This window comes from Metapseudomonas phytobenefica, assembly GCF_043392685.1.
Classification (GTDB): domain Bacteria; phylum Pseudomonadota; class Gammaproteobacteria; order Pseudomonadales; family Pseudomonadaceae; genus Metapseudomonas.
In genome coordinates this window covers 78,654-100,213 of record NZ_JBHZGM010000001.1, presented here as the reverse complement: position 1 = coordinate 100,213, position 21,560 = coordinate 78,654, and the positions used below count along the sequence as shown (strand labels likewise).

19 protein-coding genes are annotated in these 21,560 nt (G+C 65.9%); 9 read left to right on the top strand and 10 right to left on the bottom strand.

What is annotated here, in order from left to right:
• Positions 1-4: 4 nt before the first annotated feature.
• Complete coding sequence (locus tag ACFW0B_RS00445) at positions 5-229, bottom strand: DUF2061 domain-containing protein (protein WP_449145999.1); 225 nt, start codon at positions 227-229, stop codon at positions 5-7.
• Between the two features lie 224 nt (positions 230-453).
• Between ACFW0B_RS00445 and ACFW0B_RS00440 the strand changes: the two genes are divergently transcribed.
• Both ACFW0B_RS00440 and ACFW0B_RS00435 read left to right on the top strand, forming a co-directional pair.
• Complete coding sequence (locus ACFW0B_RS00440; protein WP_449145998.1) at positions 454-762, top strand: DUF485 domain-containing protein; 309 nt, start codon at positions 454-456, stop codon at positions 760-762.
• Positions 762-2,420 (top strand): cation acetate symporter, encoded by a 1,659-nt coding sequence (locus tag ACFW0B_RS00435; protein ID WP_449145997.1) that lies wholly within the window; start codon positions 762-764, stop codon positions 2,418-2,420. Before ACFW0B_RS00440 ends, ACFW0B_RS00435 begins: the two co-directional genes overlap by 1 nt.
• 163 nt (positions 2,421-2,583) lie before the next feature.
• On the opposite strand, the gene ACFW0B_RS00430 is transcribed toward ACFW0B_RS00435, so the two are convergent.
• The gene (locus tag ACFW0B_RS00430) at positions 2,584-2,739 is read right to left on the bottom strand and encodes a DUF3309 family protein (protein WP_449145996.1); all 156 of its coding nucleotides are present in this window, start codon (positions 2,737-2,739) and stop codon (positions 2,584-2,586) included.
• A gap of 135 nt (positions 2,740-2,874) precedes the next feature.
• Between ACFW0B_RS00430 and ACFW0B_RS00425 the strand changes: the two genes are divergently transcribed.
• From ACFW0B_RS00425 to cls, 6 genes are all read left to right on the top strand, one after another.
• Positions 2,875-3,243 carry a DUF2784 domain-containing protein gene (locus tag ACFW0B_RS00425; RefSeq protein WP_449145995.1) on the top strand — a complete coding sequence of 123 codons (369 nt, stop codon included), beginning with the start codon at positions 2,875-2,877 and terminating at the stop codon, positions 3,241-3,243.
• Positions 3,244-3,348: 105 nt separating this feature from the next.
• Positions 3,349-4,155 carry an SDR family oxidoreductase gene (locus tag ACFW0B_RS00420; protein ID WP_449145994.1) on the top strand — a complete coding sequence of 269 codons (807 nt, stop codon included), beginning with the start codon at positions 3,349-3,351 and terminating at the stop codon, positions 4,153-4,155.
• Positions 4,156-4,266: 111 nt separating this feature from the next.
• Entirely contained in the window at positions 4,267-5,421 is a 1,155-nt protein-coding gene (locus ACFW0B_RS00415; RefSeq protein ID WP_449145993.1) for an MFS transporter, read from the top strand.
• Positions 5,422-5,496: 75 nt separating this feature from the next.
• On the top strand, positions 5,497-5,925 hold the full coding sequence (locus ACFW0B_RS00410) for a hypothetical protein (RefSeq protein WP_449145992.1): 429 nt from the start codon (positions 5,497-5,499) through the stop codon (positions 5,923-5,925).
• Positions 5,926-5,966: 41 nt separating this feature from the next.
• On the top strand, positions 5,967-6,299 hold the full coding sequence (locus ACFW0B_RS00405; protein WP_449145991.1) for a YnfA family protein: 333 nt from the start codon (positions 5,967-5,969) through the stop codon (positions 6,297-6,299).
• Between the two features lie 194 nt (positions 6,300-6,493).
• Positions 6,494-7,888, top strand: a complete 1,395-nt coding sequence (gene cls, locus ACFW0B_RS00400; protein ID WP_449145990.1) for a cardiolipin synthase — start codon at positions 6,494-6,496, stop codon at positions 7,886-7,888.
• Here cls and ACFW0B_RS00395 read toward each other — a convergent pair.
• Positions 7,885-8,277: a hypothetical protein gene (locus ACFW0B_RS00395; RefSeq protein WP_449145989.1), complete on the bottom strand. Its 393-nt coding sequence runs from the start codon at positions 8,275-8,277 to the stop codon at positions 7,885-7,887. The two genes, cls and ACFW0B_RS00395, sit on opposite strands and share 4 nt — an antisense overlap.
• An 827-nt stretch (positions 8,278-9,104) precedes the next feature.
• On the opposite strand from ACFW0B_RS00395, the gene ACFW0B_RS00390 reads away from it, so the two are divergent.
• Entirely contained in the window at positions 9,105-10,574 is a 1,470-nt protein-coding gene (locus ACFW0B_RS00390) for a multiheme c-type cytochrome (RefSeq protein WP_449146291.1), read from the top strand.
• Between the two features lie 197 nt (positions 10,575-10,771).
• Here the strand turns inward: ACFW0B_RS00390 and ACFW0B_RS00385 are convergent, their stop codons facing one another.
• From ACFW0B_RS00385 to mnmC, 7 genes are all read right to left on the bottom strand, one after another.
• Positions 10,772-11,002: a YheU family protein gene (locus ACFW0B_RS00385; protein WP_449145988.1), complete on the bottom strand. Its 231-nt coding sequence runs from the start codon at positions 11,000-11,002 to the stop codon at positions 10,772-10,774.
• 48 nt (positions 11,003-11,050) lie between these two features.
• On the bottom strand, positions 11,051-13,828 hold the full coding sequence (locus ACFW0B_RS00380; protein WP_449145987.1) for a hybrid sensor histidine kinase/response regulator: 2,778 nt from the start codon (positions 13,826-13,828) through the stop codon (positions 11,051-11,053).
• Positions 13,829-13,891: 63 nt separating this feature from the next.
• Complete coding sequence (locus tag ACFW0B_RS00375; RefSeq protein WP_449145986.1) at positions 13,892-15,085, bottom strand: osmoprotectant NAGGN system M42 family peptidase; 1,194 nt, start codon at positions 15,083-15,085, stop codon at positions 13,892-13,894.
• A 59-nt stretch (positions 15,086-15,144) separates the two neighbouring features.
• A complete protein-coding gene (gene ngg / locus ACFW0B_RS00370; protein WP_449145985.1) occupies positions 15,145-16,884 on the bottom strand; it encodes an N-acetylglutaminylglutamine synthetase in 1,740 nt (579 codons plus the stop codon).
• Between the two features lie 6 nt (positions 16,885-16,890).
• Positions 16,891-18,660, bottom strand: a complete 1,770-nt coding sequence (locus ACFW0B_RS00365; RefSeq protein WP_449145984.1) for an N-acetylglutaminylglutamine amidotransferase — start codon at positions 18,658-18,660, stop codon at positions 16,891-16,893.
• 118 nt (positions 18,661-18,778) lie between these two features.
• Entirely contained in the window at positions 18,779-19,528 is a 750-nt protein-coding gene (locus tag ACFW0B_RS00360; RefSeq protein ID WP_449145983.1) for a sulfite exporter TauE/SafE family protein, read from the bottom strand.
• A gap of 2 nt (positions 19,529-19,530) precedes the next feature.
• Positions 19,531-21,498 carry a bifunctional tRNA (5-methylaminomethyl-2-thiouridine)(34)-methyltransferase MnmD/FAD-dependent 5-carboxymethylaminomethyl-2-thiouridine(34) oxidoreductase MnmC gene (gene mnmC, locus ACFW0B_RS00355; RefSeq protein WP_449145982.1) on the bottom strand — a complete coding sequence of 656 codons (1,968 nt, stop codon included), beginning with the start codon at positions 21,496-21,498 and terminating at the stop codon, positions 19,531-19,533.
• Positions 21,499-21,560 lie beyond the last annotated feature (62 nt).

Here is a 21,560-nt window from a genome sequence, read left to right as displayed (position 1 = left end):
TCCACTACGCATGGTGGTGCAACCAGGCATGTTTCGGAATGTCCTGCGCCTGTGCGTCCGCTTTCTCGAAGCGCTTCCAGAGCTTCTCGTGGACGTAGAAACCCACCGAGTTGCACAGCGGTTCCACCGCCGCAACCAGGCCGCCGACCGTGATGCTGCCAGTCAGGACGTAGGCCACGCTGAAGGCAATGCAGAAGTGCATGAGGGTGAAGGTCACGGTCTTGAGCATGGCGCACCTCGCTAATGAGAATAATTATTCGATGTGTCGAGGTTAGGCCGGTCGTTCGATACAGGGAAATTCTCAGCTGCGATAGCGCCGATAGTTTCGCTTTATGATTCTTCTACGACCTTGGTCGAGAACGCCCCGATGTACGACTAAGGTCGTCTGTTGCGCTTGTACCGCCGATCTATTGTTGGCTTCACCCGCAACCCGCGCTGTGGAGGACAACAACAATGAACGACAGCACTTACCAGCGGATTCAGGAGAATCCGCGCTTCAAGGAATTGGTATCCAAGCGAGAGCGCTTTGCCTGGATACTCTCTGCCATCATGCTCGGCCTCTACCTGGCCTTCATTCTCCTGATCGCCTTCGAGCCTCAATTACTCGGTACCCGCATCAACGCTGAATCTCCCGTCACCTGGGGTATCCCGATCGGTGTCGGTCTGATCCTGTTGGCCTTCGTGCTGACCGGCATCTACGTCCGCCGTGCCAACGGCGAGTTCGACCGTCTGAATCAGGAAATCCTCAAGGAGGTCCAGTAATGATCGCGCGCATCCTTGCCGTGCTTGGCCTGATGGTCGTGGCGCCCGCACTCTGGGCCGCCGGTGCCATCGAAGGCGATGTCCAGCGCCAGCCGCTGAACACCTCGGCCATCGTCATGTTCGTCGCCTTCGTCGGCGCCACCCTCTACATCACCTACTGGGCCTCCAAACGCAGCAAGTCGGCTGCCGACTTCTATACCGCCGGCGGCAGCATCACCGGCTTCCAGAACGGCCTGGCGATCGCAGGCGACTACATGTCCGCCGCGTCCTTCCTGGGTATTTCCGCCCTGGTGTTCACCTCCGGCTACGACGGTCTGATCTACTCCATCGGCTTCCTCGTGGGCTGGCCGGTGATCCTGTTCCTGATCGCCGAACGCCTGCGTAACCTCGGCAAGTACACCTTTGCCGACGTGGCGTCCTATCGCCTGAAGCAGAAGGAAATCCGCACCCTGTCCGCCAGCGGCTCGCTGGTGGTGGTGGCCTTCTACCTGATCGCCCAGATGGTCGGTGCCGGCAAGCTGATCGAACTGCTGTTCGGCCTGAACTACCACGTGGCCGTGGTTCTGGTCGGCATCCTGATGGTGCTCTACGTGCTGTTCGGCGGCATGCTGGCCACCACCTGGGTACAGATCATCAAGGCCGTGCTGCTGCTCTCCGGTGCCTCCTTCATGGCACTGATGGTGCTCAAGCATGTGAACTTCGACTTCGCCGCCCTGTTCAGCGAGGCCATCAAGGTTCACCCGAAAGGCGAGGCCATCATGAGCCCCGGCGGCCTGGTGAAGGATCCGGTCTCCGCGATCTCCCTCGGCCTGGCCCTGATGTTCGGTACCGCCGGCCTGCCGCACATCCTGATGCGCTTCTTCACCGTCAGTGACGCCAAGGAAGCCCGCAAGTCGGTGTTCTTCGCCACTGGTTTCATCGGCTACTTCTACATCCTGACCTTCATCATCGGCTTCGGCGCGATCCTGCTGGTCAGCACCAACCCGGCCTTCAAGGACGCCACCGGTGCCCTGCTGGGCGGCAACAACATGGCCGCCGTGCACCTGGCCAACGCCGTAGGCGGCAGTCTGTTCCTGGGCTTCATCTCCGCCGTGGCCTTCGCCACCATCCTGGCGGTGGTTGCCGGCCTGACCCTGGCTGGTGCCTCGGCCGTGTCCCACGACCTCTACGCTTCGGTGTTCAAGAAGGGCAAGGCGAGCGAGAAGGACGAGCTGCGCGTTTCGAAGATCACCACCGTGTGCCTGGGCGTAGTGGCCATCGGCCTCGGTATCCTGTTCGAGAAGCAGAACATCGCCTTCATGGTGGGCCTGGCGTTCTCCATCGCCGCCAGCTGCAACTTCCCGGTGCTGTTCCTCTCCATGTACTGGAAGAAGCTGACCACCCGTGGCGCCATGATCGGCGGCTGGCTGGGCCTGATCACCGCCGTTGCGCTGATGATCCTCGGCCCGACCATCTGGGTGCAGATCCTCGGCCATGAAAGCGCGATCTACCCCTACGAGTACCCGGCGCTGTTCTCCATCATCGTCGCCTTCGTTGGTATCTGGTTCTTCTCGATCACCGACAAGTCGGCCGCCGCGGCCGAAGAGCGTGCACGCTTCTACCCGCAGTTCGTGCGCTCCCAGACCGGCCTGGGCGCCACTGGCGCCGTGGCCCACTGATTCCACTCCTTCCCTTGCATGTGTTGGGCGGCCTTCGGGCCGCCCTTTTTATTGCGTGCGCGAAAGATCCGGCGGTTCGCAGCAAAACGTAGCCCGATGAAATCCGGGAGCGGCGGTGGGACTTTTCCCGGATTTCATCCAGGCTACGGAACTCGGGCAGCCGCTAGATCCTCTCCAGCAGAATCAGCACGACCACAATGACCAGCAGCAACCCGACCGTGCTCGACGGGCCGTAGCCCCAGTGGCGGGAGTGAGGAAAGACCGGCAGGCCGCCAATCAGCAGCAGGATCAGAATGACGAGCAGCAGAATGGTGATCATGGGCAGGATTCCTCGATGGCTGGTGGAGGCGCCGGCACGCTCGACAGGGTTGCTGGCCCGTGGAACATGCCTGTAGTTACCGACTGACCCCCTTGCCTGATGGTTCAAGGAGAACGACTCCATGGACAGCCGTTCATGACTTACCGGATCGCTGCCGACTCCGTACTGCTGCTGCACTTGGCCTTCATTCTCTTCGTGGTGCTGGGCGGGCTGCTGGTCCTGAAGTGGCCGCGCCTGTTCCTGCTGCACCTGCCGGCAGTGGCCTGGGGCGCGACGGTGGAGCTGCTGCACCTGGTCTGCCCCCTCACGCCCCTGGAGAACCACCTGCGCCGTGCGGCCGGGGAGGAGGGCTACGGCGGCGGTTTCATCGAGCATTACCTGGTGCCGCTGATCTACCCGGCGGGGCTGACGCCAGGTATTCAGCTCTGGCTCGGGGCTTTCGTGCTGCTGCTCAACCTGGTGCCCTACGGGCTGCTGGCCAGGCGGCTGATGCGGCGCCGCTAGCGGTGTTTCACCTCCGTCATTCAGCGCCGTGATTCAAGGGTTTGCGGACCATGGCCTTGGCTACACTGCGGCTCATCTACCGCACATGCAGAAAGGCACCTCACCATGCAAAACCGCATCATGATCACCGGCGCCGGTTCCGGGCTCGGTCGCGAAATCGCCCTGCGCTGGGCTCGCGAGGGCTGGAAGCTGGCCCTGTCCGACGTCAACGAGGCCGGCCTGGCGGAAACCCTCAGGCTGGTACGCGAGGCCGGTGGTGAGGGGTTCACCCAGCGCTGCGACGTCCGCGACTACAGCCAGCTCACCGCCTTCGCCCAGGCCTGCGAAGAAAAGCTTGGCGGCATCGACATCATCGTCAACAACGCCGGCGTCGCCTCGGGCGGCTTCTTCGAGGAGCTGTCCCTGGAGGACTGGGACTGGCAGATCGCGATCAACCTGATGGGCGTGGTCAAGGGCTGCAAGGCGTTCCTGCCGCTTTTGCACAAGAGCAAGGGGCGGATCATCAACGTCGCGTCCATGGCCGCGCTGATGCAGGGCCCGGCGATGAGCAACTACAACGTCGCCAAGGCCGGCGTGGTGGCCCTTTCCGAGAGCCTGCTGATCGAGCTCAAGGAAGAGGGCGTGGGCGTGCACGTGGTCTGCCCGTCGTTCTTCCAGACCAACCTGCTGGATTCCTTCCGTGGGCCGACTCCAGCGATGAAACAGCAGGTGGGCAAGCTGCTGGAGAGCTCGCCGATCACCGCTGCGGATATCGCCGACTACATCTTCCAGGAAGTGGCCGCCGGCACCTTCATGATCCTGCCCCACGAGCAGGGCCGTATGGCCTGGGCCGTGAAGCAGAAGCATCCGCAGGCGCTCTACGACGAGATGGCCAGCATGGCGGCGAAGATGAAGGCCAGGCGTCAGGCTTGAGAACCTGACTGTCCGATCGATCAGGTTCGTCGTGGTTCGGGGTTGCCCGGCCGCGGACCGGGGGAGTAGGGTTGCTCCCCCGGCCTGACTGCCTTTCCGGATGGACCCACCGTGAAACCCCTTTCCCGCGCGCTGCTGATGCTGGCGCTGGTGCTCGCCGCGATCAACCTGCGGCCCGGCATCACCTCCCTCGCCCCCCTGATCGAACGCATTGCCCACGAGCTGGCGCTGAGTCGCAGCCTGATCAGCCTGACCACGGCCCTGCCCGTGCTCTGCATGGGCCTCCTGGCGCCGCTCGCGCCGCGCCTGGCCGTGCGCTTCGGCCTGGAGCGGGTGATCACCTTCTGCCTGGGGCTGATCGGCGTCGCCCTGCTGGCCCGCCTGGCCAGCCACGCCAGCGCCGTGCTGATCGGCAGTGCCGTGGCCATGGGCGCGGGCATCGCGGTCGCCGGGCCGCTGCTCTCCGGCTTCATCAAGCGGCATTTCCACGACCACGTCGGGCGGGTGGTCGCCTGGTACTCCCTGAGCCTGACCATCGGCGGCGCCGCCGGCGCCGTGCTGACGCCGCCGGTGACCCAGCTGCTCGGGGACCAATGGCATTTCGGTCTGGCCTTCTGGGCCGCGCCGGCGTTCGTCGCATTGCTGCTCTGGCTGCGCATACCCAATCGTGCCGAATCCGCCAGCGAAGCCGGGCAGGGCGGCCTGCCTTGGGGAGAGTCGCGGGCCTGGCTGATCACCGCGTTCTTCGCCCTCCAGGCCGGTCTGTTCTATGCCCTGACCACCTGGCTGGTGGCCCGCTACCACGAGGCCGGCCTCAGCCTGCTGCGCAGCAACAGCCTGTTCAGCCTCTTCATGCTGGTGGGCCTGCCCAGTGCCTTCGTGCTGCCCTGGCTGGCCCAGCGTTTCGACAACCGCTACCAGTTGCTGCTGGTGTGCGGTCTGATCAGCAGCGTCTGCCTGGGGATGATCTGCGTCCAGCCGACCTTGCTGCCGGAAGTCTGGGCAGCGCTGCTGGGGCTCGGGCTCAGCGGCTCCTTCGCCCTGTCCCTGGTGCTGCCGCTGTATGAAGCGCACACGCCGCTGGCGGTGAGCCGCTGGACCGCGATGATGCTGTTCGCCGGATACGGCATGGCCAGCTTCGCCCCGATCCTGGCCGGCTTCGGCCGCGACATGGCAGGCAGTTATCAGGCGCCTTTCATGGTTCTCACCGCGCTTGCGCTGGTCATGAGCCTGCTGGCCTGGGTGCTCGGGCTCAAGCGTCGTTGAGGACTACGATGCATTTCCTTTCTCCCGTGGCAGTCCTGTGTTAGAAGGCTGCCACTGTTTTCCGGGAGTGCCCGCGTGGAGTCCGAATCCATCGTCTATGGCTGCATCCGTGACTGGCCGTCGCTCGACGATCAGGAGCATCGTCTGCGCCGCGAAACCAATCGCCGTGTGCTGGACAGCCTGCCCAGTGGCGAGGCCTGGCCCTTTCTCGGCCGTGAGATGTTTTCCTGCTGCGAGCAACCGGGCGAAGGCCTGTTCCTTACCCAGGTGATTCACTTCGGCGCCAGCTATCCGGCGGTGGAGTACGAATGGAACCTCTGGGTCAAGGCATTCGAAGCCCTGCTCAGGCAGCTTTACTGGAGCAGCGCCGTCGTCCACCTGGAAACCGAACTCAACGGCATCCATACCTTCCGCTGGGAAAGCGAGCAGGGCCTGCACAGCCCCCAGGAAGACACTCTGCGGGTGCGCTGCGCCTGGGAACGCGAAGGCGGCGTGCGCGGCTGACAGCTGAGCCGCCGTCGCTTCATCCGGAAGGGAATACATCGATGCTCAACTACCTCTGGTTCTTCCTCGCCGCGCTCTTCGAAATCGGTGGCTGCTACGCCTTCTGGCTCTGGCTGCGGATGGGCAAGAGCGCCTGGTGGATCGCCCCCGGCCTGCTCAGCCTGACGCTCTTCGCCCTGTTGCTGACCCGGGTGGAGGCGGCCTATGCGGGGCGGGCCTATGCGGCCTATGGCGGCATCTACATCGTCGCCTCACTGCTCTGGCTGGGCCTGGTGGAGCGCACCCGGCCGCTGGCCAGCGACTGGCTGGGCGCGGCGCTCTGTGTCCTGGGGGCGACCGTGATCCTGCTGGGGCCGCGCTTCTCGCCAAGCTGAGGCACCGCCAGGGGGCCGTGCGTCATTGCGCCTGATGCCGGAAAGCAGCATCAGGGTTTGATCCGGTCGAAGAATTTTCCTTAACTTTCCCCGGGAGAGCGCTGTCGAAATCGACAAGGCAGCCCGGAAGGCAGACGCAGAAGCGGCGATTCGCCTTGCGGGCATCGAACCTCCCCCGTGCAGGAGGATGCTGGATGAACCTGCCGTCATCAGGGACCGTGGCGCGTGTCCTGGTGGCGCTCTATTCGACGCTTCTCCTGGCCTGCAGCTCACTGCCCCGCATCAACCCCGACATGGTCCATTCACCGGCCTCCACGGTGCAGCTGGATGGCGCCCAGGGCCCGCTTTCCGAATCGCGCAGCCAGGCGATCCTGGACCGGCTCAAGGCCTCCGGCATGCAGACCAACATCTTCGACTTGCATCTGGCGATCGAAGAGACCCTGGTGGGCAGCCCGCTCACCGACGGCAACAAGGTCGACCTGCTGCAGGACGGCCCCGAGACCTACGCGGCGATGTTCGCGGCCATCGAAAGCGCGCGTGACCACATCAACATGGAAACCTACATCCTCGACGGCGACGAGGTCGGGCAACGCTTCGCCGACGCCCTGATCGCCAAGCAGCGCAGTGGCGTGCAGGTCAACCTGATCTACGACAGCGTCGGCACCCTCGCCACGCCGCCGGCATTCTTCGACAGATTGCGTGAGTCGGGTATCCGGCTGGTGGAGTTCAACCCGGTCAATCCCCTGACCGCCAGAGCGGGCTGGCAGTTGAACCAGCGCGACCACCGCAAGTTGCTGATCGTCGACGGGCGGGTCGCCATTCTCGGCGGGGTGAACATCAGCGGAGTCTATTCCGGCGGTTCCTTCGGTTCCAGCCGGCAGGGGCGGCCGCGTCGTGACCTGCCCTGGCGCGATACCGACCTGCGCATCGAAGGGCCGGTGGTGGCCGATCTGCAGAAGCTCTTCATCACCACCTGGGACCGGCAGAAGGGCGGCGAACTGGTGGCCCGGCACTACTTTCCGCCCCTGGAGCGCAAGGGCAAGGACGTGGTCCGGGCGATCGGCAGCTCGCCGGACGAGCCCTACAGCCAGATCTACGCCACGCTCATCTCTGCCCTGCACAGCGCGCAGAGCGAAATCTGGCTGACCAGCGCCTACTTCGTGCCCGATCCGCAACTGCTCGATGCACTCAAGGCCGCCGTGGCCCGGGGTGTCGACGTACGTCTGGTGGTGCCCAGCAGCACCGATTCCTGGCTGGTTTTCCATGCCGGGCGGGCCTACTACCGCGAGCTGCTGGAGGCCGGGGTGCGGATCTTCGAGCGCCGCGATGCGCTGCTGCATGTGAAGGCCGGGGTGATCGACGGCGTCTGGTCTACCGTGGGCTCCACCAATCTCGACTGGCGCAGCTTCCTGCATAACCAGGAGGTCAATGTGGTGGTGCTGGGGACGGATTTCGGTGAGCGGATGCGCAAGGCATTCCTGGAAGACGTGGACGGGTCGGATGAACTCACCCTGGAGGCGTGGCGCCGCCGTCCCGTGCGCGCCCGCATCAGTGAACGGATCGGGCGTGCCTGGGAATACTGGCTCTAGGCCGGGGATTCGGCAGGTGAGGCGGCTTCGGGAGCGTGCTGATCGGTGTCTGCGCGTTCTTCCTCGCGCGAGCGCTGGTACGCCGCTTCGTGCAATGCCTGGGCATCCGCCAGGAGCAGGCCGAGGGCCGAGGCGAGCCGGGCGGTTTGCTGGGCCAGGGCGTTGTCGCCGACGGACTCCAGCATCCGCAACAGATCAGCCAGGGCGCCCATGCGCTGGTTGGCGGCTTCGAACAGCTGGGCCGAGGGTGCCTGGGCATGGATGAACAGGACATTGCCGTACGGCTGGGACGACGGCGGGAGAGGGATGAAGTCGGGTTTCGGGCAGCCTCGCAGGGGGCGTAGGCCGAGGGTGTCGATGGCTGACTGCAGGGGGCGTGAACAGTGCATATCCTTGCGTCCTCGCGTTATGTAGGAGCAGCGCCTTGTCATCACGACATGGAAGGGCGGCGGGCCGTACAGGGGTCGCAAACCGGTTACGCGAGGAAAACCCGGCAAGGCCTAAGCCTTCCCTGCACGGCCCGCCATGTTGCGATTGCAATCCAGGCGGGACGCGCCTTGCGTTGTTCGGGTTGCGACTCCCGGTCGCGGTTCCTGCCGCGACGATCGTGGACTCTAGCGAGGGCTTTTGTAGGCCCTCAAGGTCAATGGGGTGTACGAAATTTCTCTCCTTCTGCCAGAGAGCGGATAGCCGCGTCAGCCTGATGCGCGTCGTCGGCGAACATCGATCTGCGACCCAGGGTAAATCCGCGAGATAGAGCGGTTGTGCGTCAATTGGGCGAAATTGCCGACGAAATGCACGGTGTTTTGCGATTCGCCGTCAGCTTTTCATAGCAGGGCAACTACACTCTGACCCTGGAGTCTATTGGTGCTCTGTGCTTTGTTTCGGCCGCCCCGTGGCGGCTTTTTTGTGCCTGTCGTTCATGTCCGGCCATGCTGTCGCTGGTACGGAAGAATCGCCACTTCATCGCCTGTCTTTTCGCGCCTAATTTCAATTAAGGCCATATGAATCATACGGATAAGCCTTTCGTTCGCTCGTTTCCTGCTTGCGTCATACCTTTGACGCTGCACTGAGCTCCATCTACTACTGACTTACTTCCCCCAACAACGGGGAAGTGGATGAAGTTCGGCAAAAAGGCGCTGAAAGAGGCGGTTATTACCGTTATTCTGCGGAGTTCGTGCGCCTTCTCATCGGGGTTGTGAAGGTGGGTGGCGAAATGGACGATTCGGCGAAGAAGGTGTCGACTTCAAGTCTTGCTGTCCGGTCCGGACGCCTGTTCTCCTGGCTGTTCGCCGGCCTGCTGCTGTCCTGGCTGGCGAGCCTCGTCGCCACCGCCGAGACGCCGCCGTCGGACGACAAGTGGCTGGAGCCGGCGCGCTCCAGGCTGCTGGAGAACAAGCAGGACCTGCCGTTTTTCCCCCACCGGGCGAACACGCCGAACAACGCCGTGCTGAATGCCACGGATTTCGACGACGCCCAGGTCTGCGGCGCCTGCCACACCGACATCTACCGGCAATGGCGGACCTCGATGATGGCCCAGTCCTGGGATGAGCCGATCTACCGGGCCTTGCTCAGGCACGCCAGCGAGGCGACCGCGGGGCAGGTGGATAACTTCTGCACCGGCTGCCATACCCCCATCGGACTGACCACTGGCCAGATCAACTCGGCGGTCAATCGCGCCCCGGCGGAGTTCACCGCCGTGCACAACCCGATGCCGGGGGTGGACTGCGAGACCTGCCACAACATCAACGCGCGCACCGGGCTGGACAATGGCGCCTATGTGCTCAGTCCGCGTGCCAATGGCCGGCCGACCAAGTTCGGCCCGCGCGGAGATGCGGTGTCCCCGTACCACGATACGGTCTATTCGGGCCTGCATACTCGCTCGGATTTCTGCGCCACCTGCCACAACGTGACCCACCCGTTCAGCTCCGTGGCGGTGGAACGCACCTATGACGAATGGCTCGAGAGCCCCTACAGCTTCAACGGCGAGACCTGCCAGAGCTGCCACATGCCGGGATTCGCCGGCAAGGCTGCGATCATGGGGCCGGAGCGTGCCGATGTGGCGTCCCACTGGTTCACCGGGGCCAATGCGGCGGTGCTGTCGTACCTGGGGCAGGACGAGGCGGCCCAGCGCGCACGGGAGCAGTTGGCCAGGGCTGCCGAGATCAGCTTCGAGTCGGTGCCGGAGCAGTTGGCGCCGGGCCAGGAGGTGTCGGTGCGGGTGAAGGTCGCCAACGTTGGGGCCGGGCACAAGCTGCCCACGGGATTTCCCGAGGGGCGCGAGGTCTGGATCGATTTCCGGGCGGTGGACGGGGCCGGACGCGAGATCTACCGGCTGGGTGCGATCAAGGACGGCGCCACCGAGCCTGATACCCGCAACTTCAAGGTCCATCTGGGGGACAAGGACGGCAAGGAACTGGACATCGAGGTCTGGAATGCCACCCAGATACTGTCGGACAACCGCCTCCTGCCCAAGGGCTATGACATCCGCGAGTTCACCTTCGAAGTGCCGAAGGATGCCGTAGGCCCCATCACCCTGAAGGCGGAACTGAACTACTGGCCCTTCTCCCAGCGGCTGGTGGATTACCTGCTGGGCAAGGACAAGATGAAGGTGGAAGTGACGCGGATGACGCAGGTGGAACGCAGCCTGCCGTTGGGCGCAGCCGTGCAGGCGGCGAAGTTGTGAGTTCTCAGAGGGCAGCTGCGCGGCCCTTGGCGAATGAATTCGCTGTGTCTGCGGAAATCGCCAATCGGTCCAGGAGCCTTGTAGGAGCTAGCTTGCTAGCGAAAAGGGGCCATTCGCTGGCAAGCCAGCTCCTACGGGCAATGCGGCTACTTGCAACATTTGATGCAGGCACAGCCAATGAATCCGCCCCTACAGCGCTACTCCTCCAGCCACTCCTTGGGTACGTCCAACTTGCGCATCAGTTGGCACTGCTGGCTGTCGGGGTCGTAGACGATCACCGCCTCGCCCTTCTGCAGGGCGCGGCGAACCCGTTCGACGCGGGTTTCCAGCGGGGTGTCGTCGCCATTGTCGGTGCCTTCACGGGTGACGAAGTCTTCGATCAGGCGGGTCAGGGTTTCGGCTTCGAGCAGGTCAAAGGGGATGAGCATCGGGGGTCTCCAGCGGGGGCGGAATGCTAACTCCGCCGGCCCGCGTCGTCATCCGTCCACGCTCTGGCGCTGGATGAAGCGTTCAAGGGTGCTGAACAGCAGGGCGCTGTCCAGGGGTTTGCCTAGGAAGTCATCCATGCCGGCAGCGGCGCCGGCCTGGCGGTGTTCCTCGAGGATATGCGCGGTCAGCGCGACGATGGGCACCGGCTGCCAGTTGCGCGTGCGCTCCAGCCGGCGGATCTGCCGGGTCGCTTCGAAGCCGTCCATTACCGGCATCTCGCAGTCCATCAGGATCAGTTGGATGCCTTCCGGGTCGCGCTGGTATTCCTCCAGCGCCGCCAGGCCATTGGCCACGGTGCGCACCAGGTAGCCACGCTTCTTGAGGAAGCCCTGGACCACCATCTGGTTCACCGGGTTGTCTTCGGCCACCAGGATGCACGGCGTTGCGCTCACCCGGCGCCGTTCTTCCTGCTGCAGGGTGCGTTCCTCCAGGCGGCGTTCGCGGTACAGCTCCTGCAGGGTGTCGCGCAGCAGCGCCAGGATCAGCGGCTGGGCCGTGGCCCGCAGGCGCAGGCCGGTGCCGGCCGGCAGGTTCTGGCAGGATTCCGGCGGGCAGATCAGCATCACTCGCTGGCCCTGTTCCAGATGCGGCCGCAGCTTGTCCATCCAGCGCGCCGGATCGCTCGGCCAGGGCGCCTGGATCACCAGCAGGGACGGCACGGCACAATCCTTCAGTTGGGCGAGCAGTTGCTCCGGGTCCTTGCAGCCTTCGCAGCGCATGCCCCAGCGGCCGAGCAGGCGGCCAATGGCATCCAGGCCGAGGTCGTCCTGGCAGGCGATCAGCGCGGTGCGGCCGCCCAGCAACGGGGTCAGGTCGTCGGTCTGGAGTTCGCCCGGTTGCAGCGGGATGTCGAAGCTGAAGCGGGTGCCCTGGTTGAGCGTGCTCTGCACCTCGATGCGTCCGCCCATCATTTCCACCAGCTCTTTGCTGATGGCCAGGCCCAGGCCGCTGCCGCCGTAGCGGCGGGTGGTGCTGGAATCGCCCTGGGAGAAGGTGTCGAACAGCTGCGCCAGGGCTTCGGGACGGATGCCGATGCCGCTGTCGATGACGCTGAACACCAGGCGGGACTTGCCCTCGGCATTGCGGCGCAGGCCGAGGTTGAGGGTCACGTGGCCTTCGGCGGTGAATTTCAGGGCATTGCCCAGCAGGTTCATCAGCACCTGCTTGAGTCGCGTCGGGTCGCCCTGGACGCGCCGTGGCACCCCGGCATCCAGGCTCAGGTGCAGGCCCAGGCGCCTGTCCATGGCCTGGGCGGTGAACAGGCCGAGGGTTTCCGAAACCAGGTCTTCCAGGTCGAACTCGATGTGTTCCAGCTCCAGCTTGCCGGACTCGATGCGGGCGAAGTCGAGGATGTCGTTGATCACCGCCATCAGCGCGGTGCCCGAACTGGCGATGGTGTCCACGTAGAAGCGCTGGCTGCGGTCCAGCGGCGTTTCCCTTAGTAATTGCAGCATGCCCAGCACACCGTTCAGCGGCGTGCGGATCTCGTGGCTCATCGTGGCCAGGAAGCGGCTCTTGGCCTGGTTCTCGATGCGCGCCTGCTCGGCGGCCTGGCGCGAACGGAAGCCTTCCTCCTTGAGGGAGTTGATGCGGTCGGCCAGGCCGATGGACAGGGTGATCAGCTCAATGGTGACGCCGATCTTCACCACCGTGGCGCCGAACAGACCCAGCACTTCGATGCCCAGGGAGCCGGTGGTGGTCTGGATGAAGGCGAACAGCAGCACGCCCCAGGCCAGGGTGTAGTAGGAGCCGTAGCGCAAGCCCTTGCGCCAGACGTGCAGCCCGGTAAGCAGGAGGAAGGCGGAAATGCCCGACACTGTCAGGCTGGCGAAGATGTTCCAGTTCTGCAGGCCGATCACCGGGGCGCTGAGCAGCGCCACCAGGGTTGCCAGCATCAGGCCGCGCAGCACGCGGTCCAGCCGCGGGAAGTGCTGGCTGGTGTGGAGGAAATGGCGGCTGAACTGCAGGGCCACGAGGCAGTGCAGGTACATGAAGATGTAGATCGCCACCGACTGCAGCGTCACGTGCTCGGGCAGCAGCTTGAACAGCATGCCGTCGAAGCAGGCGGCGAGCAGCCCGACGTTGAGGTTGTAGGCCAGGTACCAGAGGTAGGCCTTCTCGCGCAGCGACAGGTAGAGGAACAGGTTGTAGAAGAACATGGCGAAGAGCACGCCATAGAAGGCCCCGTTGAAGCCCATGAGGTTCTCCTGGGCGGCGGCGCTGGCGTCGAAGGTGCTGAACACCAGCGGCACGAAGAGGGTGCTGGTGCTCTCCACCCGCAGGATCAGCGTGCTCTGCCCTGGCTGAACGTGCAGGGGGAACCAGAAGTTGCGGACCTTGACCGGACGTTGCGAGAAGGCGAAGTGGTCGCCGGTTTCCTGCGCCTGCACCCGGCCGTCAGGGGGGAGGTAGTAGAGGCGGATATCGTCCAGCAGCGGGTAGTTGGCTTCCAGGTAACCGTCCAGTGCCCGGGGCCGGCGATTGTCCAGGCGCACCTTGAACCACCAGACAGATCGGTTCTTGCCCATGTTGGGCTGTTCGCCCCGGGCCTTTCGGAACGCAGGATCGGGGAGCTTGCGTACCTGTTCCAGGCTGAGTTCGCCCCTGGGGTCTTCGAGGTAGCTGACCCACTGGCCGAGCGAAAGTCGCAACTGGTCCTGGTCCAGTGGTACGGCCTCCTGGGCGAAGGCGGGCCGGCAGAGCCAGAACAGAAGAACGGCCAGACCGAGTGCGACAGTTTTCACACAGCCTGAAAGGTGAAGCATGGGTAACCACCCGAATTGTTATTGCATCCCTGGGTGGCACTTTGCTCCTGACCGGGTTGCCCTTCAAGGGTTGCCGTCACCCTTTCCTACAAGACTTTCCACGGTCGGGACGCGCGTCTCGCTCTCCATCTGCGCGTCATGTTCCAGCTGGTGGCTGAAGGGTTCCAGGGACTGCTGGCTGGTGACCGCGTCGGAGGCGAATACCGGCGGGCTCATCAGGTAGGCGCCGATCAGGCGGGTCAGGGCCTCCAGGCTGTCGATGTGGGTGCGCTCGTAGCCGTGGGTGGCGTCGCAACCGAAGGCCAGCAGGGCGGTGCGGATGTCATGGCCGGCGGTGACCGCCGACTGGGCATCGCTGTGGTAGTAGCGAAACAGGTCGCGGCGCAGCGAGATGGCGTTGGTTTCGGCCAGGCGCAGCAGGTGCCGCGACAGGTGGAAGTCGTAGGGACCGCCGGAATCCTGCATGGCCACGGTCACGGCGTGCTCGCTGGAGAGCTGGCCGGGGGCGACCGGGGCGATGTCGATGCCGACGAACTCGCTGACGTCCCAGGGCAGCGCGGCGGCCGAGCCGGAGCCGATCTCCTCGGTGATGGTGAACAGCGGATGACAGTCGATGGGCGGGACCAGGCGCGCCTCGGCGATGCCCTTGAGGGCGGTGAGCAGGGCGGCGACGCCGGCCTTGTCGTCCAGGTGGCGGGCACTGATGTGGCCACTCTCGGTGAACTCCGGCAGCGGGTCGAAGGCGACGAAGTCACCTACCGAAACCCCCAGGGTCTCGCAGTCGGCGCGGGTGGTGCTGTAGGCGTCCAGGCGCAGTTCCACGTGGTCCCAGCTGACGGGCAGGTTGTCCACCTGGGTGTTGAAGGCATGCCCCGACGCCAGCAGGGGCAGCACGCTGCCGCGCAGTACCCGGTTGTCCCCGAACAGGCTGACGCGGCTGCCTTCGGCGAAGCGGCTGGACCAGCAGCCCACCGGCGCCAGGGCCAGGCGGCCGTTGTCCTTGATCTCGCGGACGATGGCGCCAATGGTGTCCAGGTGCGCCGACATCGCACGGTCCGGGCTGCTTTGCATGCCCTTGACCGTGGCGCGGATGGTGCCGCGCCGGGTCAGCTCGTAGGGGATGCCGATCTCATCCAGCCGCTCGGCGACGTAGCGCACGATGGTGTCGGTGAAACCGGTGGGGCTGGGAATGGCGAGCATTTCCAGCAGCACCTTCTGCAGGTAGGTGAGATCGGGCTCGGGGAGTGACTGGCTCATGGCGTCTCCTTGGAGTGGATCTTGGGACCTGGCGGGCTGAAGCCCACCCTGCATGGCACTCAACTGGTCCGGGTCAGCGGGAACAGCAGATCGATGAAGCGTTCCGCCGTGGGTTGCGGCTGGTGGTTGGCCAGGCCGACCCGTTCGTTGGCTTCGATCATCACGTAGTCCGGCTGGTCGGCGGCGGTGACCAGCAGGTCCAGACCGACCACCGGGATTTCCAGGGTCCGCGCGGCGAGGATGGAGGCCTCGGCCAGGGCCGGATGGAGGATCGCGGTGACGTCCTCCAGGGTGCCGCCGGTGTGCAGGTTGGCGGTTCGCCGCACCGCCAACCGGGTGCCGGCCGGCAGCACATCTTCATATTCATAGCCGGCAGCGCGCAGGGTGCGTTCGGTCTCGCCATCCAGCGGGATGCGGCTTTCCCCCTGGGTTGCGGCCTGGCGCCGGCGGCTCTGGCGTTCGATCAGCTGGCGCACGCTGCGCTGGCCGTCGCCGACCACTTCCGCCGGACGGCGGATGGCCGCGGCCACCACTTCGTAGTTGATCACCACCACCCGCAGGTCCAGGCCCTGGTGAAAGCTCTCCAGGATCACGCGGCTGTCGAAGTGCTCGGCGTTGGCGATGGCGGTCTTCACCTCCTCGAGGCTGCACAGGCCCACCGCCACGCCCTGGCCCTGCTCGCCATTCACCGGCTTGACCACCAGGCTGCCGTGCTTGGCAAGGAAGGCCGCATTCTCCTCGTCACTGCCCGCCAGGCGCTGCGCCGGCTGGAAGATGCCGGCGCGGGCCAGTGCGCGATGGGTCAGCTGCTTGTCCTGGCAGAGGGTCATGCTCACCGCGCTGGTAAGGTCGGACAGCGACTCCCGGCAACGGATGCGCCGGCCGCCCTGACTGAGGCTGAACAGCCCGCCTTCGGCGTCGTCCACCTGCACTTCGATGCCGCGCCGCAGGGCTTCGTCGACGATGATGCGGGCATAGGGGTTGAGCTCCGCTTCCGGGCCGGGGCCGAGGAACAGGGTCTGGTTGATGCTGTTCTTGCGCTTGATCGCGAAGGTGGCCAGGTCGCGGAAGCCCAGTTTGGAATAGAGCGCCTTGGCCTGGCGGTTGTCGTGCAGCACCGAGAGGTCGAGGTAATTGAGACCGCGGCTCATGAAATGTTCGACCAGGTGGCGCACCAGTACTTCGCCGACGCCGGGGCGGCTGCATTGCGGGTCTACCGCCAGGCACCAGAGGCTGGAGCCGCCTTCCGGATCGTCGAAGGCCTTCTGGTGGTTGAGGCCCATGACGGCGCCGATCACCTGGTTGTCGCGCTCGTCCTCGGCCAGCCAGAACACCGGCCCGCCCTGGCGGAGCGGGGTGATGGCGTCCTGGTCGACCGGCAGCATGCCGCGGCAGCGGTAGAGCTGATTGACCGCCTGCCAGTCGGCATCGCTCAGCACACGGCGGATGCGGAAGCCGCGAAAGGCCCGGCGCGCGGGGCGGTAGTCGGGGAACCAGAGGCGCAGGGTGTCGGATGGGTCGAGGAAGAGCTGTTGCGGCGCCTGGGCCAGTACCTGCTGGGGCGCGGCGACGTAAAGGGCGATATCGCGTTCGCCGGGCTGCTCGTCCAGCAGCTCCTGGGCAAGGCTCGCGGCGTCGGGGAAGGTGTGGCCGAGCAGCAGGCGGCCCCAGCCGCAATGGAGGATCTGCGGTGTGTCGTGGGGTTCCAGGTGTCCCTCGGCCAGTCGTGCCTGCAGGCGCTGATAGGACGGAGCCTGGCCGCGCAACAGGCGCTGGCTGTGAAGGGGGTGGGCTTTCATTGTTGTTCAGAGTCCCTGTTGATTGAGCCAGAGGTTGAGCGCTGCCATCTGCCAGAGCTTCGAACCCCGCAGCGGGGTGATGTCTTCCGTGGGGCTGGCCAGCAGGCGTTCGAGCATGGCCGGCCGGAACAGGCCGCGATCCTGGCTCGGGTCCAGCAGGAGTTCGCGTACCCAGTCGCGGGTGCGGCCTTCCAGGTATTTCAGGCCGGGCACCGGGAAGTAACCCTTGGGCCGGTCGATCACCTGGTGGGGAATGACCTGGCGCGCGGCGGCCTTGAGCACTGCCTTGCCGCCGTCGCCGAGCTTGAAGCGCGAGGGAATCCGCGCCGACAGTTCGGCCACCCGGTAGTCGAGGAACGGCACCCGCGCCTCCAGGCCCCAGGCCATGGTCATGTTGTCCACCCGCTTCACCGGGTCGTCCACCAGCATCACCGTGCTGTCCAGGCGCAGCGCCTTGTCCACCGGGTCGAGGGCGCCGGGATGTTCGAAGTGCTGGCGCACGAAGTCGCCGGCCAGGTCATCGCTGAGCCAGCCCGGCTGCACCGTGGCCTCGTATTCGGTATGGCTGCGGTCGAAGAAGGCCGTGCGGTAGCTGTTGAACGGGTCCGTGGTGTCGGCCAGCGGCGGGTACCAGTGATAGCCGCCGAAGAGTTCGTCGGCACCCTGGCCGCTCTGCACCACCTTGCAGTGCTTCGAAACCTCGCGGGAGAGCAGGTAGAAGGCGATGCAGTCGTGGCTGACCATCGGCTCGCTCATGGCGGCGAAGGCGGCGGGCAACTGTTCCAGCACTTCGTGCTCATCGATGCGCAACTGCTGGTGACGGGTGCCGTAGTGGTTGGCGATCAGGTCGGAGAACTCGAACTCGTCGCCGCGTTCGCCGCCGGCATCCGCAAAACCGATGGAGAAGGTCGCCAGCTGTTCGATACCGGATTCGGCCAACAGGCCCACCAGCAGGCTGGAATCCACTCCGCCGGAGAGCAGCACGCCCACTTCGCGGGCGGCGCGCTGGCGGATCGACACGGCGTCGCGCAGCCCGGCCAGCAAGCGATCGCGCCAGTCGTCGAAGCCCAGGCTCTGCTCGTCCTCGCGCGGGCCGTACTTCAGTTCCCACCAGACGCCCTGGCTGCAGTTGCCGTCGGCATCGATCAGCATCCAGCTCGCCGGTGGCAGTTTTTCCACACCCTTGACCAGGGTGCGCGGCGCCGGCACCACGGAATGGAAGTTGAGGTAGAAGTTCAGCGCCTGCGGGTCCAGCGCCTTGTCCAGGTCGCTGCCCTGGAGCAGGGCCGGCAGGCTGGAGGCGAAGCGCAGGCGCTGCTCGTTGCGTGACAGGTAGATCGGCTTGATGCCGAGGCGGTCGCGGGCGAGGAACAGGCGCTGGCTGTCACGTTCCCAGATGGCCAGGGCGAACATGCCGTTGAGCTTGGGCAGCATGTCCTTGCCCCAGGCGTGCCAGGCCTTGAGCAGCACTTCGGTGTCGCCGTCGGAATGAAAGCGATAGCCGAGGGCAAGCAGTTCCTTGCGCAGTTCGGGGTAGTTGTAGATGGCGCCGTTGAACACCATCGCCAGCCCCAGTTCGGGGTCCAGCATGGGCTGACCGGAGGCCTCGGCCAGGTCCATGATCTTCAGCCGTCGATGGCCCAGGGCGATCGGTCCCTGGCTGTGCAGGCCCCAGGCGTCTGGACCGCGGGGCGCTAGGTGGTGGGTGATTCTATCGAGGGCGGCCAGGTCGGCCGGGCGTTTGTCGAAGCGAAGTTCTCCAGAAATGCCGCACATAGTTCCTTACCGGTGTTGCCGTTGGGGAGTGAGTGCCCGGAAAGGGGCACTCTAGGGTCCGACCCTTGTGCAGTTCCGTGAGTTTTATATCGATTGGTTCTAAAAAGGCCTTCGTGGCTCAGCCCAGCAACTTTTGCACCGCCAGGGACAGACTTACCGCCACCAGCATCAGGGCGAACAGCCGTTGCAGGGTGGCGCCGCGCAGACGGGCGGCCAGTTGGCCGCCGCAGAGCACACCGACCGCGCCGCCGGCCGCCAGGCCGCCGAGCAGGGCCATGGGCGGCTGCGCCCCGGTGAGGTAGAGCAGGAAGCCGCCGCCGGAAACCAGCGCGATCACCGCCATCGAAGTGGCAGTGGCGGCGAGCATCGACAGCGGCGTGAACCAGAGCAGCGCCGGCACCACGAGGAAGCCGCCGCCCACGCCCATTACGCCCGACAGCAGCCCAACGCCGGCGCCGATGGTCATCAGCGGCGCACTGCGCAGCGGGCCGGAGTGTCTTTTCGGCGATGCCGCGCCGCGCCACATGCGCCAGGCGGACCAGAGCACCAGCAGGCAGAAACCGAGTATCAGCGCGGACTCGGGAATGAAGCGCCCCAGCCACTGGCCGAGGGCATTGCCGGGCAGGCCGCAGATGGCCAGCAGCAGCACCGGGCGCCAGGCCACCATCCCCTGGATGGCGCGGGGAATGGCGCCGATGGCGGCGGACAGGGCGACGGCGCCGAGGCTCACGCCGATGGCATCGCGCAGCGGCAGGTGCAGGCTGAGCAGCAGGGGCAGGGCCACCAGCGAGCCGCCGGCGCCGGTCAGGCCCAGCAGCAGGCCGAGCACGGCGCCGATGGCCAGGGCTTCGAGCAGCAACAGGTCCACGCTCAGGCGCCCTGGCCGCGAATCAGGCGGCGCAAGGTGAAACGGTTGGGGTGGCAGGCCTCGGCCACGGCGCGGGGCACCGGCAGCGGTTCGTCGTCGAGCCAGGCGGCCAGCAGTTCGCCGGACAGCGGTGCGGTGATCAGGCCACGGGAACCGTGGGCGCTGTTCACATAGAGGCCGTCGTACCAGGGCGCCGGCACTTGCGGCACCTGGCGCGCATCCCTGGCCAGCACCGCATAGGCCTGGGCGAAGGCGTCGGCATCGGCCAGCGGGCCGACGATGGGCAGGTAGTCCGGGGTGGTGCAGCGGAACGCTGCGCGGCCTTCCAGGCGCTCCGGCGCCAGTTCGGCGGCGTGCAGGCGGCGGCCGAGGTCCGGGGATATCTCCTCCAGCAGTTCGAGGTTGCCCGCATGCTCGGCGGCGGTGGGGGCGAGGTCGGTGCTGTGGAAGTCGAAGCTGGCGCCCAGGGTGTGTTCGCCGTCGCGTGGCGGCGCCACATAGCCTTCGGCACAGAGCACGGTGCCCAGCGCCGCGCTTTCGGCGGTGGCCGGCAGGCGGCTGATCTGCCCGCGAATGCGTTTGAGCTGGAGTCCGGTGGCTTGGGGGAAGCGCAGCACGTCGGCGGCGCCGGCCAGCACCACCACCGGGGCGGCGGCCAGGGTGCGCCCGGCATTCCGGGCGTGCCAGAGGTCGCCCTCGCGCTGAAGCTCCAGGGCTTCGCCATGGGGGACCAGGCGAATGTTCGGATGGCTGGCCAGCAAGCGGCACAGGGCTGGCGGATGAACCCAGCCGGCCTCGGGGTAGAACAGCCCGCCGGCGGGCAGGGCGACGCCGGCCAGGGCTTCGGCTTCGGCCTGGTCCAGGCGCTGCAGCAGGTCGGCGGGGAAGGCCTCGGCCAGTTTCGCCTGGCGCTGCGCTTCCTTGTCGTCGAAGGCCAGTTGCAGCACGCCGCAGGCCTGCCAGTCGTGGCCCTGTTCCAGGCGCTGCAGCAGCCGGCGGGTATGGCCGAAGCCGCTGAGGATCAAGCGCGACAGCGGCGTGCCATGGGCGGAGAGCTTGAGGTAGAGCACGCCCTGGGGGTTGCCGGAGGCCTCCTGTGCCGGCTCGCCGTGGCGTTCCAGCAGCGTCACCTGCCAGCCACGTGCGGCAAGGCTGGCGGCAGTGGCGCAGCCTGCCAGCCCCGCGCCGATTACCAGGGCCTCGCGGCGCTGCGGGACGAAGCGCGGGCGGGCGAACCAGGGCTTGGCGTCGTCTTGCGCCTCACCGGTGAACAGGCCCCGGCTCATTTCCCATTTCTTGCCGAAGCCGCGCACGCGCTTGATGGCGAAACCGGCCTCCGTCAGCCCGCGGCGCACGAAGCCGGCGGCGGTGAAGGTCGCGAGGCTGGTTCCCGGACGGGACAGGCGCGCCAGCTGGGTGAACAGGGCGGGGCTCCACATCTCGGGGTTCTTCGCCGGGGCGAAGCCGTCGAGAAACCAGGCGTCGATTTGCGCGTCCAGCTCGGGCAGGCCGTCCAGGGCATCGCCCACCAGCAGGGTGAGCACCACGCGGCCCGCGGCCAGGTTGAAACGCTGGAAACCGGGGTGGATCGCCATGTACTGGTCCAGCAACTGGGCGGCCTGGGGCGCCAGTTGCGGCCACAGGGCCAGGGCGCGTCGGAGGTCGTCGCGGGTGAGGGGGAACTTCTCCACGCTGACGAAGTGCAACCGGGCATCGGCCGACGCGCACTGCTCGAACAGTTGCCAGGCACAGAGGAAGTTCAGCCCGGTACCGAATCCGGTCTCGCCGATGCAAAAGCATCCGCCCGCGGGCAGTTCGGCGAAGCGCCGGGCCAGGTCATTGCCGGCGATGAACACATGATGGGTTTCGTCGAAACCCGAGGTCGGAGAGAAATAGATGTCGTCGAATTCCCGCGACAACGGTCGGCCCTGTTCGTCCCAGTCGAGTTGGGCGTGGTGAAAATCGGACATGGAGTATTCCTGACTGCGAAGCGCGAATGTTAGCCGATCGGGGTTGGTTCCGAGATTGGAAT

Coding starts and splice junctions, on each gene's coding strand:
- cls (WP_449145990.1), top strand. CDS start 6,494: ATGAACCTGCCGTCATCAGGGACCGTGGCGCGTGTCCTGGTGGCGCTC.
- ACFW0B_RS00440 (WP_449145998.1), top strand. CDS start 454: ATGAACGACAGCACTTACCAGCGGATTCAGGAGAATCCGCGCTTCAAG.
- ACFW0B_RS00445 (WP_449145999.1), bottom strand. CDS start 229: ATGCTCAAGACCGTGACCTTCACCCTCATGCACTTCTGCATTGCCTTC.
- ACFW0B_RS00425 (WP_449145995.1), top strand. CDS start 2,875: ATGACTTACCGGATCGCTGCCGACTCCGTACTGCTGCTGCACTTGGCC.
- ACFW0B_RS00390 (WP_449146291.1), top strand. CDS start 9,105: ATGGACGATTCGGCGAAGAAGGTGTCGACTTCAAGTCTTGCTGTCCGG.
- ACFW0B_RS00395 (WP_449145989.1), bottom strand. CDS start 8,277: ATGCACTGTTCACGCCCCCTGCAGTCAGCCATCGACACCCTCGGCCTA.
- ACFW0B_RS00385 (WP_449145988.1), bottom strand. CDS start 11,002: ATGCTCATCCCCTTTGACCTGCTCGAAGCCGAAACCCTGACCCGCCTG.
- ACFW0B_RS00420 (WP_449145994.1), top strand. CDS start 3,349: ATGCAAAACCGCATCATGATCACCGGCGCCGGTTCCGGGCTCGGTCGC.
- ACFW0B_RS00375 (WP_449145986.1), bottom strand. CDS start 15,085: ATGAGCCAGTCACTCCCCGAGCCCGATCTCACCTACCTGCAGAAGGTG.
- ACFW0B_RS00435 (WP_449145997.1), top strand. CDS start 762: ATGATCGCGCGCATCCTTGCCGTGCTTGGCCTGATGGTCGTGGCGCCC.
- ACFW0B_RS00430 (WP_449145996.1), bottom strand. CDS start 2,739: ATGATCACCATTCTGCTGCTCGTCATTCTGATCCTGCTGCTGATTGGC.
- ACFW0B_RS00380 (WP_449145987.1), bottom strand. CDS start 13,828: ATGCTTCACCTTTCAGGCTGTGTGAAAACTGTCGCACTCGGTCTGGCC.
- ngg (WP_449145985.1), bottom strand. CDS start 16,884: ATGAAAGCCCACCCCCTTCACAGCCAGCGCCTGTTGCGCGGCCAGGCT.
- ACFW0B_RS00365 (WP_449145984.1), bottom strand. CDS start 18,660: ATGTGCGGCATTTCTGGAGAACTTCGCTTCGACAAACGCCCGGCCGAC.
- mnmC (WP_449145982.1), bottom strand. CDS start 21,498: ATGTCCGATTTTCACCACGCCCAACTCGACTGGGACGAACAGGGCCGA.
- ACFW0B_RS00405 (WP_449145991.1), top strand. CDS start 5,967: ATGCTCAACTACCTCTGGTTCTTCCTCGCCGCGCTCTTCGAAATCGGT.